The 19,875-nt window shown below is 40.4% G+C and carries 17 protein-coding genes; 8 read left to right on the top strand and 9 right to left on the bottom strand.

Annotated elements, in window-relative coordinates; all coding sequences use genetic code 11:
• Nucleotides 1-6 precede the first annotated feature (6 nt).
• From PSF27_RS19775 to PSF27_RS19760, 4 genes are all read right to left on the bottom strand, one after another.
• Nucleotides 7-1,716 carry a ShlB/FhaC/HecB family hemolysin secretion/activation protein gene (locus PSF27_RS19775; protein WP_206084700.1) on the bottom strand — a complete coding sequence of 570 codons (1,710 nt, stop codon included), beginning with the start codon at nucleotides 1,714-1,716 and terminating at the stop codon, nucleotides 7-9.
• Nucleotides 1,717-2,141: 425 nt separating this feature from the next.
• Nucleotides 2,142-2,807: a heme exporter protein CcmB gene (ccmB, locus tag PSF27_RS19770; RefSeq protein WP_206084699.1), complete on the bottom strand. Its 666-nt coding sequence runs from the start codon at nucleotides 2,805-2,807 to the stop codon at nucleotides 2,142-2,144.
• Nucleotides 2,792-3,424, bottom strand: a complete 633-nt coding sequence (gene ccmA / locus PSF27_RS19765) for a cytochrome c biogenesis heme-transporting ATPase CcmA (protein WP_272539034.1) — start codon at nucleotides 3,422-3,424, stop codon at nucleotides 2,792-2,794. Before ccmA ends, ccmB begins: the two co-directional genes overlap by 16 nt.
• A gap of 24 nt (nucleotides 3,425-3,448) precedes the next feature.
• Nucleotides 3,449-4,627, bottom strand: a complete 1,179-nt coding sequence (locus PSF27_RS19760; RefSeq protein ID WP_206084697.1) for an ion channel — start codon at nucleotides 4,625-4,627, stop codon at nucleotides 3,449-3,451.
• A 360-nt stretch (nucleotides 4,628-4,987) separates the two neighbouring features.
• On the opposite strand from PSF27_RS19760, the gene cptA reads away from it, so the two are divergent.
• Entirely contained in the window at nucleotides 4,988-6,697 is a 1,710-nt protein-coding gene (gene cptA, locus PSF27_RS19755) for a phosphoethanolamine transferase CptA (protein ID WP_272682110.1), read from the top strand.
• Nucleotides 6,698-6,746: 49 nt separating this feature from the next.
• Here the strand turns inward: cptA and PSF27_RS19750 are convergent, their stop codons facing one another.
• The gene (locus PSF27_RS19750) at nucleotides 6,747-7,433 is read right to left on the bottom strand and encodes a DUF421 domain-containing protein (protein ID WP_206084695.1); all 687 of its coding nucleotides are present in this window, start codon (nucleotides 7,431-7,433) and stop codon (nucleotides 6,747-6,749) included.
• A 294-nt stretch (nucleotides 7,434-7,727) separates the two neighbouring features.
• On the opposite strand from PSF27_RS19750, the gene PSF27_RS19745 reads away from it, so the two are divergent.
• The 4 genes from PSF27_RS19745 to PSF27_RS19730 all read left to right on the top strand — a co-directional run bounded on the left by PSF27_RS19745 (nucleotide 7,728) and on the right by PSF27_RS19730 (nucleotide 11,461).
• Entirely contained in the window at nucleotides 7,728-8,051 is a 324-nt protein-coding gene (locus PSF27_RS19745) for a hypothetical protein (protein ID WP_206084694.1), read from the top strand.
• 192 nt (nucleotides 8,052-8,243) lie between these two features.
• A complete protein-coding gene (locus tag PSF27_RS19740; protein WP_206084693.1) occupies nucleotides 8,244-8,684 on the top strand; it encodes a GNAT family N-acetyltransferase in 441 nt (146 codons plus the stop codon).
• A gap of 73 nt (nucleotides 8,685-8,757) precedes the next feature.
• Nucleotides 8,758-9,024, top strand: a complete 267-nt coding sequence (locus PSF27_RS19735) for a DksA/TraR family C4-type zinc finger protein (protein ID WP_272539032.1) — start codon at nucleotides 8,758-8,760, stop codon at nucleotides 9,022-9,024.
• A gap of 430 nt (nucleotides 9,025-9,454) precedes the next feature.
• Complete coding sequence (locus PSF27_RS19730; protein ID WP_272682109.1) at nucleotides 9,455-11,461, top strand: BCCT family transporter; 2,007 nt, start codon at nucleotides 9,455-9,457, stop codon at nucleotides 11,459-11,461.
• Nucleotides 11,462-11,619: 158 nt separating this feature from the next.
• On the opposite strand, the gene PSF27_RS19725 is transcribed toward PSF27_RS19730, so the two are convergent.
• The 4 genes from PSF27_RS19725 to hpaR all read right to left on the bottom strand — a co-directional run bounded on the left by PSF27_RS19725 (nucleotide 11,620) and on the right by hpaR (nucleotide 16,314).
• On the bottom strand, nucleotides 11,620-11,895 hold the full coding sequence (locus PSF27_RS19725) for a hypothetical protein (RefSeq protein WP_272682108.1): 276 nt from the start codon (nucleotides 11,893-11,895) through the stop codon (nucleotides 11,620-11,622).
• A gap of 79 nt (nucleotides 11,896-11,974) precedes the next feature.
• Nucleotides 11,975-12,322: a zinc ABC transporter substrate-binding protein gene (locus PSF27_RS19720; RefSeq protein ID WP_272682107.1), complete on the bottom strand. Its 348-nt coding sequence runs from the start codon at nucleotides 12,320-12,322 to the stop codon at nucleotides 11,975-11,977.
• A 12-nt stretch (nucleotides 12,323-12,334) separates the two neighbouring features.
• Nucleotides 12,335-15,193, bottom strand: a complete 2,859-nt coding sequence (locus PSF27_RS19715; protein ID WP_272682106.1) for a DUF637 domain-containing protein — start codon at nucleotides 15,191-15,193, stop codon at nucleotides 12,335-12,337.
• Nucleotides 15,194-15,864: 671 nt separating this feature from the next.
• Nucleotides 15,865-16,314, bottom strand: coding sequence for a homoprotocatechuate degradation operon regulator HpaR (hpaR, locus tag PSF27_RS19710; RefSeq protein WP_272682105.1), 450 nt, complete (start codon nucleotides 16,312-16,314; stop codon nucleotides 15,865-15,867).
• A 420-nt stretch (nucleotides 16,315-16,734) separates the two neighbouring features.
• On the opposite strand from hpaR, the gene PSF27_RS19705 reads away from it, so the two are divergent.
• Genes PSF27_RS19705 through hpaE form a run of 3 tightly spaced genes read left to right on the top strand, consistent with a single transcriptional unit; the run spans nucleotide 16,735 to nucleotide 19,609 of the window.
• Entirely contained in the window at nucleotides 16,735-17,364 is a 630-nt protein-coding gene (locus PSF27_RS19705) for a fumarylacetoacetate hydrolase family protein (RefSeq protein WP_206084686.1), read from the top strand.
• Complete coding sequence (locus tag PSF27_RS19700) at nucleotides 17,364-18,143, top strand: fumarylacetoacetate hydrolase family protein (RefSeq protein ID WP_272682104.1); 780 nt, start codon at nucleotides 17,364-17,366, stop codon at nucleotides 18,141-18,143. Before PSF27_RS19705 ends, PSF27_RS19700 begins: the two co-directional genes overlap by 1 nt.
• The gene (gene hpaE, locus PSF27_RS19695; RefSeq protein WP_206084684.1) at nucleotides 18,143-19,609 is read left to right on the top strand and encodes a 5-carboxymethyl-2-hydroxymuconate semialdehyde dehydrogenase; all 1,467 of its coding nucleotides are present in this window, start codon (nucleotides 18,143-18,145) and stop codon (nucleotides 19,607-19,609) included. The genes PSF27_RS19700 and hpaE overlap by 1 nt, the downstream gene beginning before the upstream one ends.
• Nucleotides 19,610-19,875: the final 266 nt, after the last annotated feature.

Below are 19,875 nucleotides of genomic sequence, written 5' to 3'. Positions count from 1 at the left end.
GATACCTTAATAATTCCAATTAACAGAAAATGCAAACGTCGCCGGATCCGTTTTAAATCCGTCAGGTTTAGAGAATGGCGTACCAATAGAGAGGTCGTAGCTGAGGTTAGCCGCACTGATTGCTCCCCTCAGACCAATTGCGCCCCCCGCAAGGTGATTGCCAAGATTACGGTATGTACCGTGTCCACCAATTTCCCCATAATCAGCCCCAAGATAGAGCTCTTGGTTCGGGAGCGGTGTTACCCATGAAAGGGTATTTCTTAGCGTCCATCCTTGGTCTGCACTGAGAGTTCGTTCCCCATCAAAGCCGCGAACCGTCCAGCGGTTACCGATACTGAATTGATCTTGAGGAGTTAGCTGTCTGTCACTAATTTGGCGTAAATATTGAGTTTCAAAACGCAGTTGTTGGTCTGAAACACGAAAAGGAATACTTGCGGAGGCTGAAAATTGCATCACTTTTGCCAGTGCAGTGGCATATTCCCTTGAGTTGGGATCGTTCGTTTCTTCAAAAGCAGGCATCGCACCAAACCAACGCGTTCCATGTTGATAGCTTGCGCCAGCGGTGATCGTTGACTGCCCGATATATTGACGATGGTTGAGACCCAGTTTCCAAGAGGTAGTACGGCGCTTTTGGTTTTCAATTTCGGTATCACGAACAAAGTTACGTGTTTCGCGTAAGTTAACATCATACGTTGCCGTCGTTTTTGCTGTTGCATCACGATATAACACATTGCTGAGCTGCAAGTTTAAGCTCTTACTTTTTCCACGATATTGAATATCATCATTCATACCAGCAATTGTTTGTGTATATTCATAATCACTCGCCGTGGTCGCAAATTGCCAATAACCAAAAGGAACAGAATAGTGGGCACTGTAGTTCGTCGTATCCTTGCTACTTGAAAAGCTCAAGTCACGAGTTGCAGTAATGTAGAAAAGATCGCTCAGTGAAGTCGGATTATCTAAGGCAAGCATGATACCAGCTTGGTTTTTACCCGTACTTTTTGACCCTGTGTTATCTGCCCATGCGCTCGCATGCCAATAGCGTGATTGTTGCCGATTAATCACAATTTGCGTTTCGCCTGGCCCATCCCCAGGGATCATTTCCATTGAGGCTTGTACCGTTGGTAAGCGTTGTAAATTTTCGAGGCCTTGCTCAATATCACGCAAATCTAATAAATTTCCCGAATGCGCTGGCATCGCGGTATATAACGTGCTGTATTGAGATGAGTTATCAGTAAAGAGAACTTTTTGTACCTTACCAGGTAGCACCACCAATTTAAGTGTGCCCGTAGATAAATCTTGCTCAGGTACCAACACTCGTGAAGTGATCCAGCCATGACTGATCAAACGATTCTGCACGTCGGTAATTAAGAGATTGATACCATCAATACCAATACAATGCCCAACCGCCTGATTGGCTAAACGTTGTACAGGAACCCAATGAGGTAAGCCTTCTTGCCCTGTGATTTCAACTTGTCTAATCACAAAGCAGGGGGTTTCCTCAGGGAATTGCAACTGTGTTTTTGCAATAGGTGAAAGCAAGCTGACATCAGGAGCCTTCGCGTCAAATTGTTGTTGTTGCGCTTGCTGCTGCTGCGTCTGCCGATTAAATAAGTTATCTGTATTATCAGGCTTCAATAGTGAGGCTTTTGCGACGGTAGGAAAACAAAAGGTAAATAAAATTGATCCATAGATAAAATTACGCTTTAAAAACATTATTTTTATTAATCACTATGATTTGAGTTAAGTCAATATACGCAACTTTACACAATTTGACTTAAATTACAATCGGACTAGCCCCTGCATTTTTATTACACCCTTTAGTATTTTATTTAATGAATTGATTTAAATGTAATATTAAACTGTAAAAAAATTTTTCATAAAAAAAACAATAGAAAAACCAGCTTATTTAAATGGCGTTAAGTTCACTGATAAACCTTATTAACTTGGCATAAAAATTATTTTCACCATTGTTGTTACGTTAAAAAAATAAAAAATAACTAATAGCCACCCAAAAAATGAGTAAATATATCTTATTGATTTAGATTTTATTGTGAACTAGAGCTTGATGAGTGAAAATAACTAAGAAAGGGCGATAAGGGCAATAATTCACCCTTATTTAAAGATAAATGATGTGATTTTTAGCTATTGCTAATATTGATTTTCAACGCTGCTGCAATCGCTAAAGGGGAGAAAGTAATACTTGCGGCAAATAATGCAGCGAGAATGGCAAAATAGCCATCTAATGGCATTTTGAAACTGTGCGCTTCCATGGTACCTGTCGCATAAATCAACACGGGAATATATAAAGGCAATACCAGCAAACTAACTAACACACCACCTTTTTTTAATGACACCGTCAGTGCTGCACCTATCGCGCCAATAAAGCTTAACACAGGCGTTCCCAGTAGTAATGTTCCCGCTAATACCATTAGGGTATCGCTAGTAAATGACAACATCAATGCAGCGATTGGTGACAATAAAATCAGCGGTAACCCCGTCACTAACCAGTGTGCAATCACTTTTGCAAAAACAGTGATAAACAACGGATGAGGCGCCAACAATAGCTGCTCAAGGGAGCCATCAAGATAATCATCTTTAAATAAACGCTCTAAAGAAAGTAAAGATGATAAAATGGCAGCAACCCAAAAAACCCCTACAGAAATACGTGATAATAGCTGTGGCTCTGGCCCAATACTCAGCGGAAAAAGCGTAATGACAATCAAGAAAAACCACAGTGGGTTAACTAACTCAGAAAAACTGCGAAAGGCAATTTTCAATTCTCGTTTAATTAATAACCAAAACATGATTCACCTCCACCCGTCAGTTTTAATGAGCCAAATCGCCCTGACATCGCCTGATGAGAGGTAAACAAAATAATCCCCCCTTGATTAGCATGTTGATGAAAACGCATCGTTAACCGTTCAACCCCTGCCACATCAATTGCGGTAAAAGGCTCGTCTAGGATCCACAATGGTGCTTCACTTAACCATAAGCGTGCTAAGTTCACACGGCGCTGCTGCCCTGCAGAAAGCTGGTTCACAGGAATATCTTCAAAGCCAATCAACGAAACTTCCTCTAAAGCCTGCCATATGCTATCCCCTTCAGGCCCTTTATGGTGCATTTGATGATAAAACTTGAGGTTTTCATACGGCGTGAGTAACGATTTAACAGCAGGTTTGTGGCCTAAATACAGCAAATGGCGAGTAAATTCTTCTTTAAGTTTGTCAATCGGTTGATTTTGCCAACATACCTCGCCCTCATCAGGCTTAAGTAGCCCAGCCATCATTCGTAAAAGCGTGGTTTTTCCCGCGCCATTAGGCCCTTCAACCTGCAAAATTTCACTCGGTTGAACGGTAAAATCGAGCTGTTGAAATAAAATGCGATTTTGACGATGGCAACTGACTTGTTGTGCACTTAGCATGCCGTTGATTTCCTGTTTTTTATTCTAAGATTTGGCAATTTTGTTCAACAGCATATCACTGATGGAGTCACTCGATATTGCTTCACCGCAAAGCACTTGCATCAAAACTTCAGAGCCTAAAGTGGATAGAGAAAATAACATGTCGGGTTTAAGCAAGCGGATTTTATCCATATTGCTTTCTTGATTGATCAATACAACGGTTTTTACTGTGCTATCGCTGCCCGCTAACTCTCTCACGCCTAACAAAGCAAATGTGCTAAGTGAGTCACTGTCAGTCATGATCAACACACACTTCGCATGTTTGACATTGGCGGCGGCAAGTAGCTCAGAGCTGGTTGGATCACCTGTGACAATATTGTCTTTTTCAGGGTAATGGCTACGGTGATTCTCTTGACAAATAACGGCTACAGGTAGCTCGCGTTTTTTTAATCCTTGATACACATTGACCGCCATTGGCGTACTACCAATCACCACATAATGATTTTTCATATATGAAAACCTCTTACGCACAATTTCTTTTGTGCCTTTTGCCAATACGCCAACAACATACACAACTGAAGTGGTGAAAATAGTAATACCTAGAATAATGACAGTCACGGTAAATACCCGCGCATCTAACGTCACGGGCACAATATCGCCAAAGCCAACTGTCGTCATGCACACCAGTGCGAAATAGAAGGCCGTTGTACCATCTTTCACGACAGGTAGGAACTCATTGCCAATATAGAGAGTACCGAAAATGGAATATAACAATAATGAAATAATACAAGTAATTGCCACAAACCCCGCACTGGTTAAGCTGTGATGATGGTAAAGCTTCCAAAATAACCCCAGTGCAACAAATAAGGCCAAAGAAAAATAACCTTGGTGAATATTTTCTTGAGCTAGTCGTAAATCAACAAATGAAATGATCCCTAATAAAAATAGAGAGAAAATCCACGCGATACGCGCGCCATTTAACATAAATAGAGAAAGAAAAATGAGTGAAATACCAAGTAAAAAACGCGGAATATCTAATAATTTCATAAACCCTAATGATTTCAACCACTCGGTAAAACCATTTTCACGCCAGTCAATGTAGTCCGTATAAGCACTTAAAACAGGCTTTAAAATCATAGAACCATCAATGATGATCAAGATAGAAAGCACTATCCTGATCGTTAAGGATGATCTCAAAAAAGCCACAAACGCGTTATCTAACATGACTGACTTTCATCCTTTTTTAGCAAACCATTAAAACTTTTTATATACCATAAATATAACAAAAGATAATATCAATTCCGTTTGCCCGATAACAAATCGTCATTCGTTATCGGGACATTTAGATTATGAATGATAAAACATCGTCTATAATTGGAAGTCACCTCATTCGGTGATAGGCTAAAATGAGTTAATCTCACTTCCATTTTGCTGAAAAAACAAAACATTAAAGAATACTTAAATATTAGTGATCATGGCCAAACTATTTTGAACTTAAGTTTGACCTGTAAATCTAAACACCGATTTCTCAATTATTTTTCAATATTACTTAGCGATTAAAGAAAATAAGAGTTTAAAAACACTATGCTTAACACTACACGCACAGAGAGATTTAGCTGGTTATCACTACTCTGGCTATTAATCTACTTTTGGTATTTCTCGTCGTTATTGCAACTGTATGTGGTCGTCACAGGCCAAAGTAACAGTATCGGGTTAAGGGATTCACTGCTGTATAGCTCTTTATGGCTAATTCCCGCGCTACTTTTCCCTCGGAAAATTAAGCTTATTGCAGGCGTTATTGGGGTTATCTTGTGGCTATCTTCTGTCGTCGCCCTCGCTTACTTTGTGGTTTACGGCCACCAAATCTCACAGAGCGTTATGTTTGTGATGTTTGAAACCAATACCAATGAAGCAGGGGAATTCCTCAAACAATACTTTAGTTTTAAAGTCGTCGGCATCATTCTTGCCTACACCTTAGTGGCTATTTTCTTGTGGTCACGCCTAAAACCCGTTTATATACCGAAAAAAGGCAACGTGGTTGTTTCCTTGCTAATATTGATCATTTTGTTTGGTGTGCCGTATTACAACAAAGGCATCAAACAAGATAGACCACTAGCCAATGTGGCTTCTTATGTAAATAGCAAACTGGCCTATGCAGCACCATGGCAGTTTGTTAGTGGTTACTTTCTCTATAAAAACCAGTTAGCTAATATGGAGGAGTTGATCAGAGACAACAGTAAAATTCCACCGCTCGCCAACTTTGTCGATACCAATGGCAACACGCCACGTACCTTTGTATTAGTGATTGGTGAGTCCACCAGCCGCGATAGAATGAGTTTATACGGTTATCAGCGCCCAACAACGCCAGAATTAGTAGAACTTGCAAAAGACTATCCTGCTAACTTATCGGTATTTAATGATGTGGTAACGCCACGCCCATATACCATTGAAGCGCTACAACAAATTCTGACGTTTGCCACCCAGACAGAGCCTGAACTGTTTAACTCTCGCCCTTCTATCATGAATATGATGAAGCAAGCGGGCTTTAAAACGTTCTGGATCACCAATCAGCAAACTATGACTGAGCGAAATACCTTACTGACGGCCTTCTCTCGCCAAACGGATAAGCAGTATTACCTCAATAATGATATGGCTCAGAGTTCACGTATCTATGATGACGTGGTATTTGATCCTTTCAAAGAAGCACTTGCTGACCCTGCGGAAAAGAAATTTATCGTTGTACACCTGCTAGGCACACATATGCGTTATGAATTCCGCTACCCAGAAGATAAAGCGATATTTACGCAAAGAGACAGCCTGGTACCTGCTAACCTGAAAGATGACCAAGTCAAAGATTACAACGCGTATGATAATGCACAGCATTATAATGATTATGTGGTGTCAACCTTAATTAAAGACTTTGATTCTTCTAAAGAAAATGGCTTCTTAGTCTTTTTCTCTGACCACGGAGAAGATGTCTATGATACACCACCACATGAAATGTTAGGCCGTAGCGAAGGTAAACCAAGCAAGGTTATCTACAATGTGCCATTCCTTGTTTGGCAATCACCTGAATGGTTAAGTACCCATCAGTTTGATTTAAAAGAAAAAACAACTCGCCCATTCAGCACGATGGATTTCATCTATGCATGGTCTGACTTAGCAGGCTTTAACTACACAGGTTATGAACCAGAAAAGAGCTTGTTTAGCACAGAGTTTAAACCTCAGCCTCGTTACATCGGCGACCCTGATAATAAATCCTCAATCATGCTTTATGATGATTTGAAGAAATAATGTCATAACAAGTAGGTGAAGTGCATTGCATTTCATCTACTTGCCTATCTTAAGCAATGCTTTTTAGTTCATGTGTACCTTCGCGGTTTATTTTGCCATCTTGCAAAATAAAACTGACTTCACCACGCCAGAACTCCGCTAAGAAAATATCATCGAGCGATTCAATACCTTGAAATTCAATCTGTTGTTTTAACCAAGCTTCATCCCTTTCTATCGATTCCAACTCACTGGTTCTTATCACGCCATCTTTCATTAAAAGTACCGAAGGCATATTTTTTTCATCACAAATGATGGTGAGCTGCCCGTCAGGTTCGATTTGTGCGTAGTAAATTTCTTGAAATGAATGAATACCTTGAGCATGAATGCGTGATGAGATATTGATGATATCTATTTTATTTTTTTTCTTTAATATATTTTCCATAATGAATTGCCCCTTTTTAATAATCGGTATTGGGTTACCAATTGCGACATTACGGAAAAAATTCACTTTCTTTGTTAATAAATTCAAAGAACTAATCAATAAAACACCGATTATTAAGATCGTTATATATTGATACAATGGTATTGTATCACTGTAGATCACCCCTCCGATAATTCCCCCTAAGACAAAATTACCAATGAAATCAATTGGTGTCATTTGAGAGAGCTGCGTTTTTCCAGACAAATTCATATGAGTAATAACGATAGCGAAACCAATAATGAACTTTAAAATGATAAACGAATAATAGTACGTCATATTGCTACCTTTTATATTATCTAATTCAAAACATTTTTTACTTCTTGTGCTTGTACAATCAGTTTAGCCTGTTTACGCCCCTTTAGATGTAATGACTTCACGAGTCATTAAAAACCACGCACATTCAGCACAAGGTTGTAATTAATGATATCAGACAACCAAACATCCTTTTAATATTTCAAAAATTCACCTATTGATTTTATAAAAATCTTAAAACCAGCTATATTAAAATATAAGCATAAATATCAATGCTGAAAAATGGTTTTAAACTCATTTTATTCTAAGGACATATTTATGAATAAGAAAATCATCGCTTCATTATTTTTTGTCGGCCTATTTACTGTCATAACAGGCTGTGATGATTCATCTAAACCCAGCGATACTGTTAAGCAAGCTGAAGAAAAAGCTCAGCAACTCAAAGCTGATGGTGAACAAAAAGCCAATGAACTTGCTGAAGAGACAAAAAATAAAGCTGAGGAGCTGAAACAAAATGCTTCTGATCTTAGCCAAGAAGTTAAAACTGATGCCATTAATAAAGCGGATGAAATTGCAACTGATGTGAAAGAGAAAACAGAATCCATCAAAGCTGAAAATGATGCTAAAACAGAGAATAAGTAATGTTTAAAAAAGTGCGAGAGTAAAACGCTGTAATCGCACTGACTCATGCCCCCAAATGCAGGTTTTTTCGCCTGCATTTGCCTGTTTTATCTATTCCCATACTAAAAAGCACCAAAACCTACCTGTTCCAACGGCTATCTCGTTATATAGTAAACCTTCTTTCATTTTATGACGTCAATACTAGGACTCACCATGGAAATCAAACACAGCCTTGGCCATGCAAACCCTGCATTAGTCGCAGATGCCTTTGACCTACGCCAGCAAGTCTTTACCCAAGAACAGGGGTTCCCCGCTGAAATCGATATTGATGAGTATGATGATGCAGCACTGCATGTCGTTTTATATTTAAACCAGCAGCCTGCGGCCGTTTTGCGTTGTGTATTGTTAGATAATGGGTTGATCAAAGTAGGCCGTGTTGCAGTGCAAAAATCGCATCGCGGTAAAGGCTTAGGCCGTGAAATGATGAAGTTTGTCCAGCAATATGGTACTGCAAACCAGTATCAAAAAATCGGCCTTTCTGCCCAACACACTGCTATCTCATTCTACCAAAGCCTAGGTTATCAAACCGAAGGGGAAATGTACGATGAAGATGGCATGGATCATATTTTTATGAGCTTATCTTTAAACCGTTAACTTTGCCCTTGAAATTAATTTTCTCGCCGCCATATTAAGATAAGGTCAATTATTAACCAGTTAGAGGTATACTATGGCGAACGGCTGGGCAAATGAAAATGCGGTGCAGGAACAAATTGATGCCACGCTCGATGACGCGATTGCGAAAGCACGTGGCCAGTTGCCTTCAGGTGAAAGTGCTGAATTTTGTGAGGAATGTGGAGAACCTATTCCTGAAGCGCGCCGTTTGGCGGTATTAGGCGTGAAACTCTGTCTAAATTGCCAATCTGAACTAGACAAAAAACAAGCCGCCTTTAGTGGTTACAATCGGCGTGGTAGTAAGGATAGCCAATTAAGGTAACACCCTTTTCTTATCAAAGAATTGGCTATTTTTTGCAAGTTAATATCCTCTTTCATCTATCTTCTTTAACTTATTGGTAAAACATATAAATTTATCATTCTTAATTATTAATAAATTGATAATTAACACGATATTTTATCTGTCTTTCTAATCTTATTCCCCACTATTGTTGATCATTCATCCATATCATGGCAGTATAACCGACTATTTTTTAACTTACTGAGGTAGCAAAGACTCGACATTTATGTTTTTTTCGGCCGTTTTCACTGCCAACAACACCACGTATAACGCGTTTTTATTGTTCTTTCTATTACGTTCCCTTAGGGAATATTTTCGCAATTATCCATTGTTTCATTAAGAAGGACTGGTCGTTGCATACCTTTCTCGCTCTTGGTATGCCAAAAATAAAATAAAACAAAAGAAGGTTGTTATGAGTCAAATTGATACTGATTCGAAAAAAGTTCGTTCTAAAATTAGCCCCCCTGTATTTTATAGCTCTGCTATTATCATTTTGGTTATTGTCGGCTTTGCCGCACTAATGCCAAAAGTCGCAGAATCTCATCTAAGTCATCTTCAACAAAACTTGTTTAACAACGCCAGTTGGTTCTACATCCTTGCTGTAGCCATCATCCTACTGAGTGTGACTTATCTGGGACTCTCCCGCTATGGGCAAATAAAGCTAGGGCCAGACCATGCGCAGCCAAATTTTAGTTATGTGTCGTGGTTTGCCATGCTGTTTTCCGCAGGTATGGGAATTGGTTTGATGTTCTTTGGGGTCGCTGAACCCGTGATGCATTACCTCAACCCACCAGTGGGTGATGCACAAACTGTTGAGGCAGCTAAGGAAGCCATGCGTTTGACCTTCTTCCACTGGGGGTTACACGCTTGGGCGATTTATGCCATTGTTGCCTTAATTTTAGCATTTTTTAGCTATCGCCACGGGTTACCACTGACCTTACGCTCGGCTCTGTACCCTATTATCGGTGAACGTATCTATGGCCCTATTGGCCATGCTGTTGATATTTTTGCGGTTGTTGGTACGGTGTTTGGTGTCGCCACTTCATTAGGCTTTGGTGTATTACAGGTCAATGCAGGGATGAACCATTTATTTGGTTTACCCGTTAATGAAATGGTACAAGTTGGGCTAATTGTCACCTTTACCGCACTGGCAACGCTTTCTGTGGTCTCTGGGCTGGATAAAGGCATTCGCATTTTATCAGAACTTAACCTAGGTCTCGCGTTCTTGCTGCTACTGCTGATTGTGATACTGGGGCCGACTGTTCTGTTATTAAAATCGTTTGTGGAAAATACAGGTGGTTATCTTTCTGAAATTGTGACCAAAACCTTTAATTTGTACGCTTATGAACCTAAATCAAGCGATTGGTTAGGTGGCTGGACGTTACTGTATTGGGGTTGGTGGTTATCATGGTCACCGTTTGTGGGGATGTTTATCGCCCGAATTTCCCGTGGTCGTACTATCCGTGAGTTTGTTATGGGCGTGTTATTCGTGCCTGCTGGGTTCACATTAATGTGGATGACATTCTTCGGTAATACCGCCATTGACCTTATCAAAAATCAAGGGGCAGTAAAGCTTGCCGAAACCGTGCAATCGGATGTCTCCCTTGCCCTGTTTGAATTCCTAAATTATTTCCCATTCTCTTCAGTGCTATCATTTTTTGCCATGTTGATGGTGGTGGTGTTCTTTGTCACTTCTGCGGATTCAGGGGCGATGGTGGTCGATACATTGGCTTCTGGCGGCGACTCCAATACCCCAATTTGGCAACGTATTTTCTGGGCAGGATTAATGGGCGTCGTCGCCATCACTATGCTGCTGGCGGGGGGGCTACAAGCGCTGCAAACTTTAACCATTGCCAGTGCCTTGCCGTTTGCAATGGTCTTGCTTGCCTCTATTTATGGGTTATTTAAAGCACTGCGAGTAGATGCGTATAAACGGGATAGCCAACAATTAGCCACCATTGCACCTACGGCAAGCCGCAACCCAATCCCATGGCAACGCCGCTTACGTAATATTGTCTATTTCCCTAAGCGTGCCCATGTGAAGCGCTTTATGGAAGAGTCCGTTAAGCCGTCAATGGAGATGGTTTCTGAGGAATTAGCGAAGCAAGGCACAGTTTGCCATATTCACACAGACAAAGATGACCGTATTGGTTTTGAAGTGGATTTAGGCGACGATATGAACTTTTTCTACGAAGTTCGCCTCCGTTATTATATTCAGCCCTCTTTTGCCTTAGCTGGTATGGGCACAGAAAGTGATGAAGAAAAGAGTGAAGAACAACGTTATTACCGCGCCGAAATTCACCTAAAAGAAGGCGGCCAAGACTACGATGTGATGGGCTGGGCAAAAGAACAGATCATCCACGATATTCTCGACCAATATGAAAAACATATTCATTTCTTACACTTGTTGGGTAAGTAGCCTAAAAAGAGAAGCGTTACCTAAAATGTGTCGATAAAAATTCACAGGCGGCTAAAATTATAGCCGCCTGTTTTTTCCATCTTTTTTGCCCAATTCTATTGAACTTAGAGCTACCTACACCCTATCATTGGGGCTTACTGATTGTTATTGCCTGATTTTTATAATAATTTTGCAGGAAGTATTACGTCTTTGCCTTTAACGTAATCCCATACCAAGGTGAATATCTTTTTATATATCGAACTTTCATATTGTGATAGGTGCATTAATAGTTTTGATAGTTCATCAGACGATCTCATTACTGATATCTCACCATCCTCAGGATATGCTATAAAAACGTTGTTAACACCGTTTAAGGATATAGTTAAAAAGGCCTTTCCATTAATATATTGTATATTATTGAGATATACACTACTGACTAAAAACGGCATTTCCATTACTTGCACCTTCCTGTTGTTCCCTGATATATGGAAATATTATAGTTTTTATTTTGCTCTGCAAATTCTAAGCTCGTTTTTAATTAGCTATAGAATTATTTTTTGGACCTAACCATTTTAGTTGCTCTTTTAACTCATCAGGTACTAAATCAAATAACATTTTGATATATTCAATATTTTTTGAGTAAAGTATACTAATTTTTGGCGTGCAGTTTTCATAATAGTATTTAGCTTGATAGTTTAAAAATGATATATCACCACTAGTAAACTCATTAATTAGTATTTTATTTGGCAAGTTATGTATTAGTTCAGATTCATAGTAACATGATAAATCCTCAGATTTTATTTTTGCATCCTGAGATTGAATATTTCTTATGTATGGAAGGATCCAAAATAACATATCTATATATATTTCACTTTTTGTCATGAGATTATCCTATTAATTTCTAGATGGTAATGATTTAGCTCCAACAGGAGCGGATTCGACTACAGTCCATCTTCCATTTTCAATCAATTTATTAATATACTGTGAGTCTCCTGTTTTAATATATATTTCTTTAGCAGCTACCATTCTATGATTGCCTTCTGAAATATAATAAACTCCTTTTTTATCGACATATCCAGCAATAATACCTTCTGGCGCAGTGAATTTATAGTTATTACTGAGCATGTCTATTTTCATTTGATCTACTTGATTAGGGTGTTTTAGACCCGTTTGCGTACTTTTTATTACTGATGTTATTTCATCAGAACCTAGTTTAGATATTGTAAAGGCGCTCTTTTGTATAAGTTGTTTTCCTATCCAACCTAATGAAACAACAGATGCTTGTATTTCAGGATCTGATATTAATACTGCTGCTTTTGTCCAACCCGGTGTTTTTGCGTTTATTTTATTTAAGTCTTGTGAGTTCCAATACATTAAATATTGTTTTGCTAGATCATTTTGCATGACATCAAAGCCGAGGTAACTAGCCCAGTAAGGCCTTTTAGCTAAATCAAATGCATTTGATATTCTCGTTTTAGTGATATCTTGTGTAACTAATGGGTTATTAGTTATTTCTAAATCTAAATTTCCACTGTTTATTATGCTGAACATAGCATACTTTTTTATTTGTGTAGCTTCACAGCTTGTATTACCTGCACATTTTTGCATATTTCTATCAAAATCCATGGCAAGTTCGTGGAGTAGATGGTTAAACCTGAAGGTGCTTTGCGCGGAATCAGCACCACTGTAAACCCCTCCTGGCTCACCAGTAAATATTGCACCCGCAAATCCACCCAGTACTCGGGATAATTGAGCGTATTTCTCAGAATCCTTTTGCCACTCTTTTTCATTGATTAAATTATTGTTTAGCGTAATTCCTGCTAACTGAACAGCAAGACTACCAACTATTGCCCCTTTTGCATTTCCACCTGCAATTTCAGCGCTAATACCCGAAACCACAGAATGGCCTAAAAGCTTGCCTGAGTGACCTAAAATGTCCCCTTTATCCCCAATAAGTTTGGCTCCCTCCGCATTCACCTGACTCCCGATATTACTGAGTAAGGCACTCTTAAAGTTATCAGTGAAACTACCGCCTTGTATCGTGGTATTCACGGTTGAGCTAATCACAGATTGCGCGGCAACACGTTGAGCAACCTTATTCCAATCTCCATTACTTAATAGCGGTAATTTGGCATTCCCCGGATTCCCTTTTGTCCATCCCATTTTGACATCTAAACCATTAAGCGCCCCGGAGATCACCATTTGAGCAACAATAGATTTAACTGTTTCGCTTTTACCTAGTGAATTAAGCGCTTTGGATAAGTTTCCTTGGTTTTCAGCCAGTGCGATTGCCGCTTGTGTTGAAAGAGCCGTCATACCCGAGTAAGCCGCGCCTGATATCACCGCAGCACTCGGACCACTGCTACCGGATGCCGCCCAAGCCGCAAATTTAGTTGCTGTACCTGACGTCATCGCTGCAACGGTTATCATAATCAGTGCAGCAGCAACTGGGTTTAAACTCCGGCTTTTATAATCCCAACTGTCATAGGCATCTTTAACTAAGTTCCACTGTACATCTTTACGGTCTTTTAAGCCTGCAAGCCACTGTGTACCTTCTGTTTTACCAAGAGCCTCTAAAGCATTTTCTAAGCTCTGACCATTTTTCGATTTGATGTCCGCAGTAATCCCTTTATTCGCATCAACAGTCAGTTTTCCACCAATATGCAATGCAGGTAAAACCCATTTATCTGAGGTATATCCTTTATTGCGCTGTGTAATATAAAAACCGTTAGAATTTGTAATCACTTGTTCAAATTGCGAATTTTTGACAGCTTTAAAATTGACCTTGCCCGTTTGGCTGGTAATTTTGGCATTTTTCCCTGTATTTATTTTTGTGGCCTCTAATGTCACATCATCTTTTGCCAATAAATTAATATCGCCACCTGCGGTAAACTCAGTAACTTTATTCGTTTTATCACTGCGTGTTTTTCTCACTTCCTTTTTCGTAATACAAAGCGTCCATCTATTGCATTTCTTTTTATACTCTTCGAAGTAACTGCTTTCCTCCATGGCTTGGGCATAGAGATACCCACCTTTTGCCGCAATATCCATCGCACCTTTGGCAACGAGACGAGACGCTTGGAAAAGGATGCTCCCCTCAGACAAAATGGTCAGGGTTTTACCACTATTAATTTCAGTTCCAATTTGTCGATATAGCTCTTCAAATTTTTTCCCTGACTGTTTTCGATAATTCGTTTTGACCGACTCTAAGCGCACATTTCCGCCGCTTGATAATGTGATATCACCTAGGGATTTGATTGTGCTGCCTTGTGCGGTGAGTGCGCCATTGGTGGCCAGCGTAACGCCTTTATCACCAGAATGTGTCGAGGTCACATAACGTACATCTTGGTTATCTTCATTGGGGTTGGGAATGGCAGAGTAGGCGGTAGCGGTTAATTTAATATCACGACCTGACAATGCAGTAATTTTGTCTTTGGATTGAAGATTAGCAGATTGCAAATCCATATCACGCGCGGCATTTAACGTGATATTGCCATTCGCAATAAGTTGAGAGCGTAGCTCTGGGTAGCGATTGGTCTTGAATACATCGTCGGCATCTTTAATTGCCTTAGAGCCTAACAAAATATCTTGGCCTGCATTGAAAGCGATTGATTTTCCACTGTTAAAGGTTATTCCTCGCGCTTCAATATTTTTACCTGCAGTGAGGTTTATTTCCCCTGAACTCACCCAACTTCCTGTTTTCGTGAGTAACTCATTGATATTTTGGGTAGGCTCTGAAGCCGCGAGTTTCATTAAATTGGATTCATCGCGACGAATAACAATATTGTCATTGGTGCTGAAGGTGAGTTTATTGGTTTTGGCTAACTTTTACGTAATGTAACTTATTCTCATTAAGCGTTTTTAGGTAAAAAATATTCACCATGACTAAAATTTAAAGCCTTAATGTTTAATTCTGTTTTCTTTCTAATTTTAATTAAATTATTTCACTTTAACCTTAATTCTGCATGATAATAAGTATTATTCGCCAAAAAAATCAATTGATTTTTTTGGAAATAATTTTGCTGATGAATGGTTACCAATCTCCCTAGAGGTAATTTCACAATTGTAAAAAGGAACATGACGGTAAGGAACTGACTACCTATCTAATAAGTATCAGTGAAGCTTGACTTCAGTGAATCTACAGGGAAAAGTGAATCATTTAAGTAATAGCTATACTCTAAATAATTCGAATTGCAGGAAGGCGGTAATTGAGGATAGTTTGATGAACACACACCAACATGTAAAGCAAGTCACAATGCGAAATATGGCGAAGGCAAACTAATTTCCTAGATACAAATTAATTTTCTAAATAGTTCGTGCTGTGACTAGGAAAAAATAAGGCCACCTCGGTTATATATACAAGTAAACAACCAAAGTAACCTAAAGATACCGACGGCATCATAGATTCGGAGCGTATGAGAACATCAAGCGCTTTTACGCTTATTTATCTCACTGTAGTCCGGGCTCTCCAACGCAATTAGCTCATCTAATAATGCCGTCAATTGCTGCATTTTTTCTGGCGAAAAAGCTAACTCGATTTTTTGATAACCTTCTTCGACTTCCTGACGAGCTTTATCGTACAGCTCTTGCCCTGTTGGCGTTAGCGAAACGTAGAGTTTACGTTGGTCATTCAGTGGCTTTAAGCGAAAAATTAAACCTTCGCGCTCCATACGGGTTAAGATCCCCGTTAGGCTTGGACGGAGAATACAGGTTTGAACCGATAACTCATGAAAATCAATTGAACGGTTATCAGCTAAAACGCGAATGATACGCCATTGCTGTTCAGTCAAATTATACGACTTTAAAATGGGCCGAAAGAACCCCATTGCGGTTTCTCTCGCTTGCAATAATGCAATTGTCAATGATTCATGCATAAGCTTAAAACTCATCACTTAATTAATGTTATTTAATCCCTATTTAGGTGCTTTGAAGTTATGCTTTTGGGCTTGTTGTTAATAAAAACACACTATTTTCACCCTGACTTCAATCCACCTCACTCACCTCTGTTAAAGAGTAGCACGCTCAAATAACAATCTCAAAGAAAAACCCTAAAATATTAATGAGTAAATAATTTTTTAATTATCATTCAAGTTAAATAATTGTAATTAAAAAAAAGTTGAAAAAATAATAAAATATTTAATAACAATAACTTACATAGTGGAAGTTGCATTTTGTTAATACGATCACAATTAAAATTAACATTTCCATAAAGGTATTGCTAATTTCAAAATTATACTTTATTAATATGTTAATAATTACTCGAAAGTTGAATTCTTTTCATTAAGGAGTTGTCAATGAAAGGCACAGTATTTGCCGTTGCCCTCAATCATCAAAGCCAACTTAGCCATTGGCTCGAGGCATTCCAGCAAGCCCCTTATAAAACCCCACCCAAAACCCCAGTGTGGTTTATTAAGCCGCGCAATACGCGCATCAATTCCGGCGAGCAAATTTTGCACCCTGCGGGCGAAGAAGTGCAAAGTGGAGCAACCCTTGCACTGGTGATTGGCCAAGATGCACGCAAAGTCAGCAAAGCGAATGCAATGAAATTTATTGCTGGATTTGCTCTCGCGAATGAAGTGAGCCTGCCGGAAGACACCTTCTACCGCCCTGCTATCAAAGCAAAATGCCGTGATACTTTCTGCCCAATTGGTGAGATGGTGAAAACGTCACTAAATGCCCCTGTTGATATCATCACTCAAGTGAATGGCAAAGAAGTCGACCGTTGGTCAACAAAAGATTTAATCCGTGATGCCAGTGAGCTAGTTGCTGCCCTCAGTGATTTCGCCACCTTAAAACAAGGCGATGTGATCCTGATGGGAACCCCACAACAACGCATCACTATCAAACCAGGTGATGAAGTGGTGGTTCAAGCAGAAGGCTTCCCAAGTCTGAAAAACACGGTTGTCGCGGCAGGAGGAAAATAATGTCTACTATCACTAAACGCGCAAAAATCCTTTTTAAAGGGACAGAATATGCCGTCACTGTTGGCGATAACGAAGCCATCACATTACCAAACGGGAATATTGTTGCTGGGGATTCATCTGATGTGACGTGGCTACCCCCTGCGCAAGGTACCCTATTCGCCCTTGGTTTGAACTACGCTGACCATGCCGCAGAGTTAGAATTTAAGCCACCTGAAGAACCATTAATTTTCTTAAAAGCAGAAAGTAGCTTAACAGGCCACCGTCAAGTTTCTGTACGCCCAGACAATGTTGAATATATGCATTATGAGTCTGAGTTAGTAGTGGTGATTGGCAAAACGGCTCACAAGGTCTCAAGAGAAGATGCGATGGATTATGTCGCGGGTTATACCGTGTGTAATGACTACGCGATCCGCGACTATTTGGAAAATTACTATCGCCCCAATCTGCGTGTTAAGAGCCGCGATACATTGACACCTATTGGCCCTTGGATTGTTGATAAAGATGCAGTGAAAGACCCGCATAACCTTGCGCTTTATACCTATGTGAATGGGGATTTACGCCAAAAAGGCACCACGGCTGATTTAATTTTCGATATTCCATTTTTAATTGCTTACCTCAGTGACTTTATGACACTGCAACCAGGCGACATGATCGCCACAGGCACGCCGAAAGGGCTGTCAGATGTGGTACCAGGTGACGAAGTCATTGTTGAAGTTGAAGGCGTTGGCCGACTGGTTAACACCATTATCAGCGAAAAAGACTATGAGGAACGAGTGTAATGACTAAGATTAATCATTGGATCAACGGTAAGAACGTTGCCAGCAAAGAGTATTTCCAAACGACGAACCCAGCTACGGGTGAAGTACTCGCTGAAGTCGCCTCTGGCGGTCAAGACGAAATCAACCAAGCCGTTGCCGCCGCGAAAGACGCGTTTCCAAAATGGGCTAACACGCCAATGAAAGAACGTGCTCGCTTAATGCGCCGTTTAGGTGAATTGATCGACGAAAACGTACCGCAAATTGCAGAAATGGAAACCAAAGATACGGGTTTGCCAATTCACCAAACCAAAAATGTGTTGATCCCACGCGCTTCACACAACTTTGAATTCTTTGCTGAAATTTGCCAACAAATGAACGGCCGCACCTATCCCGTTGACGACAAAATGATGAACTACACCCTGATACAACCCGTCGGTGTGTGTGGATTAATCTCTCCGTGGAACGTACCGTTTATGACGGCAACATGGAAAACGGCACCCTGTTTAGCACTGGGTAATACTGCCGTGCTGAAAATGTCTGAACTGTCTCCGCTATCTGCAAACCGTTTAGGGGAGTTAGCGCTTGAAGCAGGAATTCCTGCAGGCGTCCTGAACGTAGTACAAGGTTATGGTGCAACGGCAGGTGATGCACTGGTGAAACATCACGATGTGCGCGCAGTTTCATTCACTGGTGGTACAGCAACAGGCCGTGCCATTATGCAAAACGCAGGGCTGAAAAAATATTCAATGGAATTAGGGGGTAAATCTCCAGTCCTGATTTTTGAAGATGCTGATATTGAGCGCGCAATGGATGCGGCGCTGTTTACTATTTTCTCTATTAATGGTGAACGTTGCACCGCGGGCTCACGTATTTTCATTCAAGAAAGCATTTATCCTGAGTTTGTAAAACGTTTTGCTGAACGCGCAAACCGTCTGATCGTTGGTGACCCGAACGATCCGAAAACACAAGTCGGTGCATTGATCAGCCAACAGCACTGGAACAAAGTGTCTGGTTATATCCGCATCGGCATGGAAGAAGGCGCAACTCTGTTAGCGGGTGGCCCAGATAAACCAACTGATCTACCTGATCACCTGAAAAATGGTCATTTCTTGCGCCCAACCGTTCTGGCTGATGTGGATAACCGTATGCGCGTTGCACAAGAAGAGATCTTCGGGCCCGTCGCTTGTTTGATCCCATTCAAGACTGAAGAAGATGGTCTACGTATGGCGAACGATGTGGAGTACGGCCTGGCTTCGTATATTTGGACGCAAGATGTCAGCAAAATTCTGCGTTTATCTCGCAGCATCGAGGCAGGTATGGTGTTTGTTAACACCCAAAACGTCCGTGACCTGCGCCAACCATTTGGCGGTGTCAAAGCTTCCGGTGTTGGCCGCGAAGGTGGCGAGTACAGCTTTGAAGTGTTCGCCGAAATGAAGAACGTGTGTATCTCCTACGGAGACCACAACATCCCACGCTGGGGTGTATAAGTTTACAAAGCTCTGTGCTGGAAACCTTATATTCTAGCACTTTCCGCTGAATTCTGTTGATACTCAGCATCGTTAAAACTGATAAACCAAGTCACTTCAGGTCGTTAGAAGAGCTACAACTTAGGCGGACTCGATGTCTTACCCTAAATAATTCGAGTTGTAGCTAGGCGACAAACAAGCTAATCCCTAGGAGCATACACAAGTATGTGACTAGGGTTAGCGCGAGCAGTCAACAACGCTACAGCTTGAAGAATGACGGGTAAGGA

Source organism: Providencia sp. PROV129, from assembly GCF_028482245.1.
GTDB classification, from domain to species: Bacteria; Pseudomonadota; Gammaproteobacteria; order Enterobacterales; family Enterobacteriaceae; genus Providencia; species Providencia vermicola.
The sequence above is the reverse complement of the archived record's forward strand: the minus strand, read 5'-3'. Positions and strand labels throughout refer to the sequence as shown.

What these genes read in the sequence shown, in the direction of transcription:
- hpaR (WP_272682105.1), bottom strand. Translation starts at nt 16,314, where the DNA reads ATGCATGAATCATTGACAATTGCATTATTGCAAGCGAGAGAAACCGCA.
- PSF27_RS19775 (WP_206084700.1), bottom strand. Translation starts at nt 1,716, where the DNA reads ATGTTTTTAAAGCGTAATTTTATCTATGGATCAATTTTATTTACCTTT.
- cptA (WP_272682110.1), top strand. Translation starts at nt 4,988, where the DNA reads ATGCTTAACACTACACGCACAGAGAGATTTAGCTGGTTATCACTACTC.
- PSF27_RS19700 (WP_272682104.1), top strand. Translation starts at nt 17,364, where the DNA reads ATGTCTACTATCACTAAACGCGCAAAAATCCTTTTTAAAGGGACAGAA.
- PSF27_RS19705 (WP_206084686.1), top strand. Translation starts at nt 16,735, where the DNA reads ATGAAAGGCACAGTATTTGCCGTTGCCCTCAATCATCAAAGCCAACTT.
- ccmA (WP_272539034.1), bottom strand. Translation starts at nt 3,424, where the DNA reads ATGCTAAGTGCACAACAAGTCAGTTGCCATCGTCAAAATCGCATTTTA.
- PSF27_RS19760 (WP_206084697.1), bottom strand. Translation starts at nt 4,627, where the DNA reads ATGTTAGATAACGCGTTTGTGGCTTTTTTGAGATCATCCTTAACGATC.
- PSF27_RS19715 (WP_272682106.1), bottom strand. Translation starts at nt 15,193, where the DNA reads ATGAAACTCGCGGCTTCAGAGCCTACCCAAAATATCAATGAGTTACTC.
- PSF27_RS19730 (WP_272682109.1), top strand. Translation starts at nt 9,455, where the DNA reads ATGAGTCAAATTGATACTGATTCGAAAAAAGTTCGTTCTAAAATTAGC.
- ccmB (WP_206084699.1), bottom strand. Translation starts at nt 2,807, where the DNA reads ATGTTTTGGTTATTAATTAAACGAGAATTGAAAATTGCCTTTCGCAGT.
- PSF27_RS19745 (WP_206084694.1), top strand. Translation starts at nt 7,728, where the DNA reads ATGAATAAGAAAATCATCGCTTCATTATTTTTTGTCGGCCTATTTACT.
- PSF27_RS19720 (WP_272682107.1), bottom strand. Translation starts at nt 12,322, where the DNA reads ATGACAAAAAGTGAAATATATATAGATATGTTATTTTGGATCCTTCCA.
- PSF27_RS19740 (WP_206084693.1), top strand. Translation starts at nt 8,244, where the DNA reads ATGGAAATCAAACACAGCCTTGGCCATGCAAACCCTGCATTAGTCGCA.
- PSF27_RS19750 (WP_206084695.1), bottom strand. Translation starts at nt 7,433, where the DNA reads ATGACGTACTATTATTCGTTTATCATTTTAAAGTTCATTATTGGTTTC.
- PSF27_RS19735 (WP_272539032.1), top strand. Translation starts at nt 8,758, where the DNA reads ATGGCGAACGGCTGGGCAAATGAAAATGCGGTGCAGGAACAAATTGAT.
- PSF27_RS19725 (WP_272682108.1), bottom strand. Translation starts at nt 11,895, where the DNA reads ATGGAAATGCCGTTTTTAGTCAGTAGTGTATATCTCAATAATATACAA.
- hpaE (WP_206084684.1), top strand. Translation starts at nt 18,143, where the DNA reads ATGACTAAGATTAATCATTGGATCAACGGTAAGAACGTTGCCAGCAAA.